Below are 11,846 nucleotides of genomic sequence, written 5' to 3'. Positions count from 1 at the left end.
AAGCGGCGGCCGACGCTGGCCGAGGTGATGTCGGCCGTTCCCGACAATCCGGCTTACATCCAGCTGTTCTATTCGGCGGTGCTGATGACGCCGAAAGCGCAGCAGGCGCTCGGGATATCAGCGGATCAATTGCCGGCCGGGATCACGACTGAGCGCGCCGCATCGGGCGACACCACGGGCTGGTTCAACGGCTCCATCGTCAGCATCTCCGCGCTGTTCGATCGCCTGCCGCGGCCGAATTTCGAGGAGAATGTCTTGGGCACAAGGCAGTTCTTCACGGAGCTCAATCGTCTCGGCATTACCGGGATCGTGGATCCCGGCGGCTTCAGCATCTATCCCGGCCACTACGCCGCCCTGCAAAAGCTCTGGCGCGAGAAATCGCTGTCGGTGCGGGTCGCCTACAGCCTGTTCGCCCAGAATGTCGGCGCGGAATTCGAGGAGTACAAAACCCTCACGCCGTTCCTGCCGATGGGATTCGGCGACGACATGCTGCGCTTCAACGGCATCGGCGAGCGCATCACCGGCGCCATGTACAACAACAACGCGCCCGACGCCGCGGCCAAGGACAAGTTCCGCGAGATCATTCGCTGGGCGGCCAAGCAAGGGCTGACGGTCACCATCCACTGGCAGGAGGACAAATCCGTCCACCACCTCCTCGACCTCTACGACGAGGTCAACAAGGAGACGCCGCTCGCGCCGCTGCGCTGGTCGATCGCCCATCTCGACAACGCCTCGCCGGAAACGCTGACGCGGATGAAGGCCCTTGGTGTCGGCTGGACCATGCAGGACGCGATGTATCTCGGAGGCGACCGCATGGTAGCGCAGGCCGGCGAAGCTACGCGCATCATGCCGCCGATCGTCACGGCGTTGCGCACGGGCGTCCATGTCGGGGCCGGCACGGATGCGCATCGGGTCGCCTCCTACAATCCGTTCGTGGCGCTGCAATGGATGCTCGACGGCAAGACCGTCGGCGGACTCTCGACGCGCGGCCCGGACGAAACACCCAGCCGCGAAGACGCCTTGCGCCTCTACACCGTGGGAAGCGCCTGGTTCTGCTTCGACGAGACGCGGCGCGGCACGCTGGAGACCGGCAAGCTCGCCGATTTCGCGATTCTCGACCGGGATTTCATGTCGGTGCCGGTCGAGGAGATTGGGGCGACGGCGTCTCTGCTGACGGTCGTGGGCGGGAAGGCCGTGTATGCGGCGGATGTTTTCGCGAGCGCAAAATAGGGGCTGGAAGCGCGCCGTGCTGCTTGGCCGTTCAATGCGAGAATCCGGCAACGTCCCAAATCAAATATCAGGACTGCGGCGAAGGTGCATTCAACGAATCCGGCCACTTCTGACAGGTGAACGACGAGACTTAAGTGCACTGCCACCATAGTTTCCCCTCGACCATTACGCGATGGGGCTTGTAGCTCAAGGGTTAGAGTCGGCCTCTCATAACGGACTGGTTACAGGTTCGAGTACTGACGGGCCCACCACGCTTCGCCAAGGGGGGGTCATTCACATGAACTCGCAATGCGGCAAGTGCCACCCGGGTCCTTTTTGTCCTCATGAGCGGGTTCGGGACAAAATTGATCTTTTAAGCCACCTCAAGTTGTGCAACTATAAAGTGCAAATATTTCAGTTTTGATGACGCCCGCACGGGCGCGCTTATTTTTCTAGGTGTTTCAGTGGGATGCCTTGATGCAGCGATTTGGTTCGGGCTACCTTGTCCAAGGAACGCTCAGCGTAGCACCGCGAAGGACGGTCAAAACAAGATACCGTGCGGTGGTCACGAGCCTCGTTCTGGTGATCACGATGTCGATGGCCAACTTGGCCAACAGCGCAAGCGAACGAGATCCGCTAGCTCGAGAATACCTAGGGGACCGATCCGCCGATGACGTCCTGAAGGGGATCGAAGAACAGGAGCGAGAGCGAACGAGAGAGAATGCCGAACGCAGCGCCCGTGAAGCCGAGGTGAGGCGAATGCTTCGGGAGATTCGCGAACGCCTGTTCGATCTCGAACTTTTCTTGGCTCAGCAAAAGGACGGCGTTCGTACGATCGACTGCGATATTGTGATCCGGCAGGCCGACGAGCTCCAGACCCGTCTGGCCGACGCAGAAGCGCTCCAGGCACGCGTAGCCGATGCCTGCCGCGGAACTTCCGCAAATGGACCGCAAGCGCAAGCGGTGTGCCTCAGTCAACAAGACACGTTGAATTCGGAAGTTTCAAAATTAAGGCAACAGCGGGGATATCTGCTCGCTGGGTGCCGCAAATAGCCAAAGCAATCTCACCTCTGGAGACTCCGCTTCGTTTTCGAGAGCAACATGGGCATCAGGCGCCAGGCATTAACGACGATTTTGACGTGTGCGCTTTCAACCGGCGTGGTCGCCATCGAGGGCGCCACCTCCGGGATAGATCATGCGCTCGCCGTGGAGCTACCGGCGAACGGATCGCCGTTCCAAAATCGCATCGACAGTTTGCGTGGCATAGAAACGACGATCACCAAGCTTCGAGAGGCGATCGAGGGCTACAAGAAGGATATTTCCGACTTCAACGCAATTACCGCGCTTTGGGACGTCATGCGCAAACAGTTTGAAGCGTTCGATGCCGCAGCCAAGAACGCTCTGACCAAGTGCGCCGAATACCATGAAGATTTCAGAGCATTTCGAAATGCCTACCCTCAACAGGGGCAGCGGTTCGCCGCGACCAACGAAAGGTGCCAGGATGTCCTCAAAACGACTGATACGCTGCTGTCCGATTACAGGAGAGCGTTCACCCGCATCGAAGGCAGCATCGGAAAACTAAGGGATATCTCAGCCTTCACTGAAAAAAGCTACGCGAGAGAAGAGTCGATACTGCAACTGAACCAGGAACGAAAGCGACTGCTTGAAAGCGTGAACAAGATGCCAGGAATGCCGGGCGCCAGCCAAGCAATGTCTCCCGATGATTTCAAAGGTCTCTGAAGGCATCGAGGTTACCGGAGCATCACGGATTTGGCGAGAACCCCATAAATGCCTCGGAAGCGCCGGACGGAACTCCGATCGAACGAATGGTGGCGTCTTGCAACGAGCCGGACCGTTGTTGTCGCTCTGCTGTTTGGCGCATCCGCTTGTGCAGCAGCCGATTTTCAGGAACTGGACCGGGCTCTTAGCGCCGGCGTTCGAACCTCGATCGCGGAGTCCGGATATTATGAGGCATTGCTCAAACGATCGGCTGCCGACCTTGGCCTGACATCGAATCGGCGTTTCTTTGAGGGACTGAGCGCGAGACAGTCGGTGGCACAAGCCCTAGATCAGATAGCGACGTCGTCTTTCGAACGACAGATCACAGCGGACCATCTTCCGCGCCCCGAAGACCTCCAGATCCTCAGCAACATGCTGACGACGCTCGCATCCCTCGAAAAGGTGGAAGCCGCAACTGGCCTGTCGAATGACCTCTTGCGGGTCAGAACGACCACATTCTCATCTTTCGTGTCGCCATTAATCGCGAGGCCCGGGCGCAAGAATCTGAGGCCACTTGCCGAGCCGCACGCGGGCCTGCTTCTCGCGCAGTTCATCGGGAAAGGCGCAAATGTTCGCGTTCTGGATCTCTATGCAGAACCTGCGGTATTCAGTCTCGCTTGGTCGGTGAAGACGTTCTCTGTGTCGTTCCCGGACCTAAAGACGATCAGCGGTCGCGCGAACGTCCCAAAATATGCTCCGCGAAAAAGCGGGCTACTCGGTCTGTACGTGGATTTTACGCCGCTTTCCGAACGAGAACAACACGACCTGCTCTCGCAGTTCGACGATCTGCAAAACTCGGGTGTCATTGTCATCATCGACGATAGCACGAGCCGGATGAATTCATGCGTTGACGGCGCGCGGGAGCAAGCCGAAAGAAAAAATGCAAGCCAACAACGCGACATGCTCCCTCCGGCTGCAAAGAATGGAAAGAAGTCCCAACGAAATGACAATTTGCCGAGCACCGAAGCGGCGCCGTTGACCGCGTTGGAGATTGACGAAATCAGGCTGCGCTGCCAGCAGATCGCTCGTCTTGCGCCGCCCTATGACCGCGTTGCTTTGTTCGATCCCAACAGAAACATTCTCATCGCGAACTTTCCTAATCTGGCAAGCGGATCGATGATTTCGGTTCTTTCTGATGCCCGTTATCTGATCGACCGGTGGCCCGTTCAATGAGCCAGGCAGCGGCATCGCTAATTGGAATTGCGATCCTGCTGCTGGTTGGATGCTCAACGATTGCTCCGGAAATGCGAACCAACGGAATCGGCGTCGAGCTTCATTCTATGCCCGCAGAGGATGGATTTAGAGCTTCGCTCGGCAGCTGCGCCGTTGCCGGTGATCCGAACCTCGGCCGTTACGTCGCCGAAACACGCAGTGGTGCAGACTCATGGTTCCAGGTTGTTCGAAACATCGATCAATGCAACCTCGACGCAGCACGGTATTACACCAGCGCCGAAACGCTATCTCTGATCACTCGTCCGCTCGATGAACTCGCACGCATTGGAACGCCTGAGTGTCGTCAAGAATCGATTTCGCTCCGAGCGCGTATCGTCGCGACGAATGCCGAGATCAGGCATTTGGTCGGCACATTTTCTTCCTTATGCCAGGTGACGGACTCGCTGGCCGACAACGAACTGCAAAAGGCACGTTTCAATCAACGCCGCGAAGATATTTGCCAACGGATCGATTTGGTACTAGGCGGCGCCAAGCGCGGTAGATGCTGACATGGTTTGGATCTTTTTGATAGCGGGCGCAATTCCGATTCTCACGATTGCAGTTCTTTTCCGAACCTGGATCGAGAAGATCGTAGCAAAGAAAACGATGGTGATGGTCGCTGGTGGGGCATTGCTCGCGTATCTAAGCGCTGTCTCCAACTTCAGCGGAACCCTGGACGGCATGGATAAGCTTATTAAATTAATCCACCCAGAAACCGCGGGACCTGAGGCAAAGATCTCGGTCGAATCCCTATCGGGACCCAACGTTCGTCAGACAGCCCCCACGACGTACATTCCAGTTGACCGACCCGCGATTGTTGCAAACAGTCCGGGATGCGACGACGGCATCATAGTAGAGATGGCTTCCGATCGCAGATTTCTCGAGCTTTCACGATCTAGCCTGATCAGATGTCTGGAGCGGACGGATTGCCAGCGGGCTGCCGCAAGTGTCTGCAACCAGGCAGGCAATTCCGGCGACATTGACGATTGCTCGAGGCAGCCGCTGAATCGGATCTCCAGCATCGACCGCCGTGAGCTGGCCGTGCAATTCGAAGACCATTTGTGCTTCCGCGAAGCCTTAACCTGGATCGTTGGCTCAAAGGCCAGCGACATGAAAGCCGCGCTGGCCAGGTGGAAGAAGAAAGTCTGCAACAGCGGCCGCTCGGATTTGCTCGGCGATATGAGAACGCAGCAAACGTTGCTGAATTTTGGCGTGTCGGACCCATCATACGATCGCGACACGCCATGGACGACGTGCACGGCTTATTGACAAGCTGCGGGGGATCCAATTGAAAAACGGGCTGATATCTCTTGCGCTAGCCATTCCAGTTATTGGTTGCAGCGTCGATCCTTATACACGAGAGCAGAAGGTTTCGGAGTCGGTTCAGCAGGGTAGTCTGGCAGCCGCGAAATGCGGCGGGCTCTCCTTTGTCGGCAATGTGCTGAGTGGCCGATCGGGCGGCGACTCTCTCGTCGAAGCGGGCAAGGCCGCCACCGTCTGCGGGGTCGCCGGCGCGATCGCCGGCGCTCAGCTCGACGCCTACGAACAGCAACTACTGGCCGATCTTCAGGCCGCCGGTGTCAAGATGACAATTCGGCAGGACGCGCGTGTGCTCGAGGTTGAGGAGCCGATTGCCTTCCCACGCAATGTTGCGAGGCTGACGGCGCAATCTGCGGGCACGATTGCAGCAATTGGAACTGTACTGCAGAAATACAGCGAAAGGCGCGTCGATATCATCGGGCATACCGCCAGCGACGAGGACCAGAGTTTGGGGATAGCGAGGGCCAAAACGGTCGCGCGTCGATTGCACCAGATGACCGGCGGCCAAGTGCCGCTTCAATCGATCGGAAAAGGTGCAAGCGAACCCGTCGGCGATAACGCGACTGAGACGGGACGGGACCGAAACCGGAGAGTGGCCGTGTTCGTTGCGCTACACGCCGCGGAATGAACAGGCAATCCCTCAACCACGCACATGGCTTTTAATCCGCATTGGGGAATTACGGGGAAGCGCACTCAACGCCCGAGCTGATGCGACAAGCCCCTGCGGCTCGCAATACTCAATCAGAAATTCCGTCAGCACCGGATCTTCTGCGCGGGATGCTGGCCCGGAGGGCGAATGACATAGACGCCGGCCGGTGGCGGGGGATCGCGGGTCATGACGGAACGAGCTCCCCTATGCGATGAGGTCATCGTTCATGAAATCGGGTAGGTAGGCGATCCCGAGTCCTGCCGCTGCGGCGGCGAGCAGGGCCGTGCCGTTGTCGGCCTTGAAGCACCCCTGTGAACGAACCTTGATGATCTGATCTCCATTACGCATTAAGGTGACAGTACACTCAATGTTAGCGCTCAAATCGCACCAATTAGTGCACTGTCACCTTCTACGCAGCGGATGTTTTCGCGAACGCAAAATGAGAACTGGAGGCCTGCCGTGCCGCTCTCACCAACTCTCGGCCTGTGATCCGATGCGGCGATATTTGCTCTTGGTCTCGAATGGCCGTTTGGTCTTCGGGCTTGTAAACTGCCGGAACCTTCTTGATAAATCCGGGAACCATGACCTCGTTTGCTCAAGCCACCGAGAAAGAGGCACAGACGCTGCGGTGGCTGCCCTTCGTTGCCGCAATTGCCGCGGTCGCGACTGCAACGCCCTTTGCGTGGGATAAGAGCCTTGGCACGTTTCTGTTTCTCATCTCACTCTACTTGCCCGCGGTGGCATTGGTTTGCGTCGGACTCTGCGTCTGGGCCGGAGTGGAGAGGAAATCACCCCGAGCTCGCTGGATCGTCATCTCGCTCGTGGTGATGCTCACGCTGATCGGCGGGACCTTCTGGGCACTGCCGCGCGTCAAGGATGAACTTCGGTTCCTGGCGTGGTCTTACGCGCACAACGACGCACAAAGAGGGTTTGCGGACAAAGACTCGGTCATGCTGGCTTGGGAAAGCTGGGGAATGGCAGGTATGGAAAATAACGCTTACCTCGTCTCGAATCCGAGCGATAACCTCGCTCATGACGGTGGAACTTCGGAGTGGCTTCGTCACGTCGGATCAAGTTGCGAAATCGTTGCTTCGAAACGGATGCGTCGTGGAATCTATGTCGTCACGACTTACAATTGTCCGCTCCAGTGAGCGCCATACGGCCGTTGGGTGGAGACCATCCGGATTTTAGGGTGACGGTGCCTGAAAGCTCGGGGGCTCGATGACCCCATTCCATCAAGGACGTCATCGAACCGCTGGCGTTTTCGGGATTGTGCGACTACGACCGCTCTCTGGCGAGGAGAGAATGTCATGACGAGTGAAAAAGGCCCGAACATCAAGAAAAAGCAGAAATGCAAGAACTGCGAAGGCAAGGGTTTGCTCAAGAAGGGCGACAAGGTGGTGAAGTGCCAACGGTGCAAGGGCACTGGGGTGCGGTAACGTCGAGTTGACGACCTCCGACATCAAGGGGGAAGTCCGTCGGGCTGCGCAAATTCGGGGCAGCGGCTGCGGTGCGCCAGATGCCGGCGTTCAAAGGCTCACGAATTAAGCACCACCATCGACGCAACGCCCCTTCCACGCGACAGGTGCCTGTTCGCTGTGCCGTCTGGCAATTTGACACGAGACTGGCGCGCCAAATCCGGGCTGGCCTGCGATAGTCCACGTCTGTACAACGCTCGGCCAAGGTGGGAGGCGATCGGCTCGCGCCACGCACACGCTGAAGGCCATCGGGTCTCAGAGCGCATTGGTGTCCCACAGGTCGGTTGATGCGACTGCCCCGTTGCATCAATATCGCGGTCAGTCGAGCGAGCGGTGTCGGGAATGGTCGATCCGGAACTTTTGTCGCAGCTGATCGGCGATATCTACGACGCGGCGCTCGACCCCAGCTTGTGGGTCGGCGTTCTCGAGCAGGCGACGCAGTTCATCGGCGGAACTGCGGCCGGACTCTACTGGAAGGACATCACCGTTCAGGGTGAGCTTCACTACGTCTACAATGTCGAACCGTCCAGCGTGGACGCGTATTTCAACAAATACATCCGCTTCGATCCGAGCTTGACCGCCCAGTTCTTCTTCAACGTCGGCGAGATTTACAACACGACCAACGTTTTGCCTTATGACGAGTTCGTCGAGACGACTTTCTACAAGGAGTGGGTCAAGCCGAACGGGTGGGCCGATCATCTGGCCGCCACGCTCGACAAGTCGGCAACGAGCTTCGCTCAGTTCGGAGTCTTCCGAAACGAGCGCCAGGGGCTTGCCGACGACGATATGCGGCAGCGCATGCATCTGCTGGTTCCCCACGTGCGCCGCGCAGTGTTGATCGGCAACGTCATGGACCTTCAAAAGGAAAAGGCCGGAACTCTGTCGGATGCACTCAACCGGCTCGACGCCAGTGTCTTTCTGCTCGACAAGCATTGTCATATTGCATTCTCCAACATGGCCGCGCAAACGCTGCTCGACGATGCGACGATCTTGCGAGCCGTCAACGATACGTTGATCGCCGTGGACCCGCATGCGGCGCAGGTCCTGCGCAATGTCGTCGCCGCCGCGAGCGGTGGCGACGGCGCCGTCGGCGCGGACGGTGTTGCCATTCCGCTCTCCAGCAAGCCTGGCCAGAACTGGGCCGCCGATATCCTGCCGCTGACGTCGGGGGCGCGCCGACACGCCGTGGGCCTTCACGCCGCGGTCGCGGCCGTCTTCGTCCGAAAGGTGTCGATGGCGGCGCCTTATCCGACCGAAGTGGCGGCGCGACAATTCCAGCTCACGCCGAGCGAAGCGCGGGTCCTCGATGCGATGCTGAAAGTCAGCGGCGTGTCCGGGATGGCGGAGGCGCTTGGCATCAGCGAGTCCACCGTGAAAACCCATCTCCAGAACATCTTTGGAAAGACCGGCGTCCGCCGCCAGGCTGACTTGATCAAGCTTGTCGCGGCCCGGGCCAGGCCGCTTTCCGATCATTGAAGGAACAGGATTCAGGGGATGCGGCCTGATCGTCACGGCCTCGCACGGGCATCCGGCTGTTCCGCCGGGCACCCGCAGGAGACGCTTTCTCGCGGCAGCAGCGCTTTCGCCGCGAGGTCAAGCATGAATCGACGGGGCAGTAACGCTCACGCCGCGTCAGCTTCGCACCAGCTTCGCACCAGAAACTGCCCCGACGGGACGCTCCGGTCGCGCCCGGTGGATACCGCAAGCAGCCGAACGCGAACTGACGGAACGAGAAGCCAGGTGCGACGGACGTCTCCTTCGCGTGACTGAGCATCAGTCAGCAATTTTGCGCTGTCTCCTTTTCCCATTCTGGTCAGCTGATGAATCGTCAAGAGCGCCGGGCCGCGGCCAAGCAACAATCCAAAATCGTCGCCCCGCAACGTCTGCCGCAGCATTTCGAGGCGGTGAAGCAGGGCAAGTCGCTGTTCGATCTCGGCCGGTATGCCGAGGCCCTGGACTGCTTCAACCTGTTCGAGAAGCACAATCCCGGTATCGCGGCCCTCTATCAGACGCGCGGCCTCTGCCTGCAGCGGCTCGGCCGGTTCGAGGAAGCGCAGGCCGATTTCGAGCGGTCGATCGCGCTCAACCCGCGCGAGGCGGAGACGCACAAGAACCTCGGCACGCTTCATGCCAGACTTGGCCGGATGGAGCAGGCGATGGCGAGCATCGATCGCGCGCTCGCGCTGCGTCCTGACTTTTCCGCAGCGCTGACCGAAAAGGCGCGGGTGTTGTGGGGCCTGCAATTGCTGGACGAGGCGTTCGCGGCCTTTCGCAAATCGCTGGCGGTCGATCCGGACAATGCCCACACGATCTGGAATCTCGCACTGCTCCAGATGCTGACCGGAGATTTCGAGCGGGGCCTGGCGGGACGCGAGGCGCGCTGGAAGGCGTCTCTCGGCCTCGTCGATCGCGGCTTCTTCCAGCCCCTCTGGCTCGGCGAGGAGCCGCTCGAAGGCAAGACCATCCTGCTTCATGCCGACGAGGGATTGGGCGATTCAATCCAGTTCGCCCGCTATGTGCCCATGCTGGCCGCGCTCGGGGCACGTGTCATCCTGGAGGTGCCGCCTCCGATCCGGCAGCTGCTCGGTGGCATCACCGGCGTCGCACATTGCATCGACCGATCCTCCGCGATATTGCCGGCCTTCGACCTGCACTGTCCCCTTGGAAGCCTGCCGCTGGCGTTCAGGACGCGGCTCGATACGATCCCGTTCGCGGAACGTTATTTGCCTGCGCCGCCGGCGGCGCGCGTGAAGGCGTGGGAAGACCGGCTCGAGGACCGGCTTGGGCCCCACACGCGCTTGCGCGTCGGTCTTGCCTGGTCGGGCAATCCGGATCACGGCAACGATCACAACCGGTCGATGGCGCTGCGCACGCTGGCGCCGCTGCTCGATTGCGACGTCCAGTTCGTCTCCTTGCAAAAAGGCCTCCGGGATCAGGATCAAACCTTCCTCGGCGAACGCGCCGACATCGTCGACCTGACGGACCAGCTCACGGATTTCAGCGACACCGCGGCGCTGATGTCCTGCCTCGATCTGGTGATCGCGGTCGACACCAGCATCGTTCACCTCGCCGGCGCGCTCGGCGTTCCGGTCTGGACCATGGTGCCCTTCAACCCGGATTGGCGCTGGCTGCTCAACCGCGACGACAGCCCGTGGTATCGGTCCATGAAGCTGTTCAGGCAGGTGACGCGAGGCGACTGGGCCAGCGTCGTGGACGGCGTTCGCCGCGAACTGGCGGACCTGGCTTCGGCGTGGCGGCCGGACGCACGGCAGCGCCACGGCAACGCCTCGCCGCCGCCACGACAGGACGCGCTTCTTGCGAATTACCTCGGCTATCAGCACTGGCAACTCGGCCGCATGGACGAGGCCGTGCGGCATTTCCAGCGGGCGCTGCAACTCTATCCGCAATATCTGGAGGCCGCGATCAACTGCGGCCGGCTGCTGCTCGAGCGCGGCCGGCATGCCGAAGCCCTGGAATGCTTCAACGCAGCCGAGAAACTCAATCCGGGCTCCGCCGTCCTGCACCAAATCCGCGGCATGTGCCTCCAGGAGGCGAACCGGCTCGAGGAAGCGGACGCCGACTACACCAGGTCCCTCGCGCTCGACCCCGACCTCGCGGAAACGCACAGCAACCTCGGCACGCTGCAGGCGAGATTGGGCCGGATCGAGCAGGCACTCGCGAGCTTCGATCGCGCGATCGATATTCGTCCGGATTTCACCGCAGCGCTTTCCAACAAGGCATGGATGCTGCTGGAGCTGCAAAGGCTGGATGAAGCCTACGCGACCCTCGACAAGTCCCTCGCGATCGAGCCGAACCGTGCGCCGACGATCTTCAATTTCGCGCTGCTTCAGCTGCTGACCGGAGATTTCGAGCGGGGCTGGCCGGGACGCGAGGCCCGCCCCTCGCTCGGCGCGATCACGCGCGGTTTCTCCAGTCCCGCCTGGCTCGGCGACCAGCCGATCGAAGGCAAGAGCATCTTGCTCTATTGCGACGAGGGTTTGGGCGACTCGATCCATTTCGCGCGCTATGTGCCCATGGTGGCCGCACTCGGGGCGCGAGTCATTCTGGCGGTCCAGCCGCCGATTCAGAAGCTGCTGAGCGGCGTCACCGGCGTCGCGGAATGCGTCAGCAACGTGGCTGGAACGGCGCTGGCGTTCGACCTGCACTGTGCCCTTGGCAGCCTGCCGCTGGCGTTCAGG

11 protein-coding genes and 1 pseudogene are annotated in these 11,846 nt (G+C 60.2%); 11 read left to right on the top strand and 1 reads right to left on the bottom strand.

What is annotated here, in order from left to right; translation table 11 throughout:
* From PMI42_RS01370 to PMI42_RS01340, 7 genes are all read left to right on the top strand, one after another.
* Positions 1-1,230, top strand: a 1,230-nt coding sequence (locus PMI42_RS01370) for an amidohydrolase (RefSeq protein WP_008129871.1), incomplete at its 5' end; no start/stop codon positions are given.
* Between the two features lie 456 nt (positions 1,231-1,686).
* Complete coding sequence (locus PMI42_RS38900) at positions 1,687-2,262, top strand: hypothetical protein (protein ID WP_157195693.1); 576 nt, start codon at positions 1,687-1,689, stop codon at positions 2,260-2,262.
* A 48-nt stretch (positions 2,263-2,310) separates the two neighbouring features.
* Positions 2,311-2,949 carry a hypothetical protein gene (locus PMI42_RS01355; RefSeq protein WP_008129869.1) on the top strand — a complete coding sequence of 213 codons (639 nt, stop codon included), beginning with the start codon at positions 2,311-2,313 and terminating at the stop codon, positions 2,947-2,949.
* 48 nt (positions 2,950-2,997) lie between these two features.
* On the top strand, positions 2,998-4,161 hold the full coding sequence (locus PMI42_RS01350) for a recombinase family protein (protein ID WP_008129867.1): 1,164 nt from the start codon (positions 2,998-3,000) through the stop codon (positions 4,159-4,161).
* Positions 4,158-4,709 carry a hypothetical protein gene (locus PMI42_RS38895; protein ID WP_157195692.1) on the top strand — a complete coding sequence of 184 codons (552 nt, stop codon included), beginning with the start codon at positions 4,158-4,160 and terminating at the stop codon, positions 4,707-4,709. The genes PMI42_RS01350 and PMI42_RS38895 overlap by 4 nt, the downstream gene beginning before the upstream one ends.
* Position 4,710: 1 nt before the next feature.
* Positions 4,711-5,469 (top strand): hypothetical protein, encoded by a 759-nt coding sequence (locus PMI42_RS01345; RefSeq protein WP_008129865.1) that lies wholly within the window; start codon positions 4,711-4,713, stop codon positions 5,467-5,469.
* A 19-nt stretch (positions 5,470-5,488) separates the two neighbouring features.
* A complete protein-coding gene (locus tag PMI42_RS01340; RefSeq protein ID WP_008129864.1) occupies positions 5,489-6,148 on the top strand; it encodes an OmpA family protein in 660 nt (219 codons plus the stop codon).
* A gap of 12 nt (positions 6,149-6,160) precedes the next feature.
* Here the strand turns inward: PMI42_RS01340 and PMI42_RS40315 are convergent.
* A pseudogene (locus tag PMI42_RS40315) lies at positions 6,161-6,517 on the bottom strand (LysR substrate-binding domain-containing protein); the annotation flags it as partial.
* A 233-nt stretch (positions 6,518-6,750) separates the two neighbouring features.
* On the opposite strand from PMI42_RS40315, the gene PMI42_RS01335 reads away from it, so the two are divergent.
* From PMI42_RS01335 to PMI42_RS37360, 4 genes are all read left to right on the top strand, one after another.
* Entirely contained in the window at positions 6,751-7,320 is a 570-nt protein-coding gene (locus PMI42_RS01335; protein WP_035964209.1) for a hypothetical protein, read from the top strand.
* 159 nt (positions 7,321-7,479) lie between these two features.
* Positions 7,480-7,608 carry a hypothetical protein gene (locus PMI42_RS40605; protein WP_007600646.1) on the top strand — a complete coding sequence of 43 codons (129 nt, stop codon included), beginning with the start codon at positions 7,480-7,482 and terminating at the stop codon, positions 7,606-7,608.
* A gap of 381 nt (positions 7,609-7,989) precedes the next feature.
* Positions 7,990-9,123, top strand: coding sequence for a helix-turn-helix transcriptional regulator (locus tag PMI42_RS01330; RefSeq protein WP_008129854.1), 1,134 nt, complete (start codon positions 7,990-7,992; stop codon positions 9,121-9,123).
* A 344-nt stretch (positions 9,124-9,467) separates the two neighbouring features.
* A partial coding sequence (locus tag PMI42_RS37360; protein WP_008129853.1) for a tetratricopeptide repeat protein occupies positions 9,468-11,846 on the top strand: 2,379 nt, incomplete at its 3' end.

It is taken from the genome of Bradyrhizobium sp. YR681, from assembly GCF_000282615.1.
Classification (GTDB): domain Bacteria; phylum Pseudomonadota; class Alphaproteobacteria; order Rhizobiales; family Xanthobacteraceae; genus Bradyrhizobium.
This window is presented reverse-complemented; position numbering and strand designations above follow the sequence as displayed.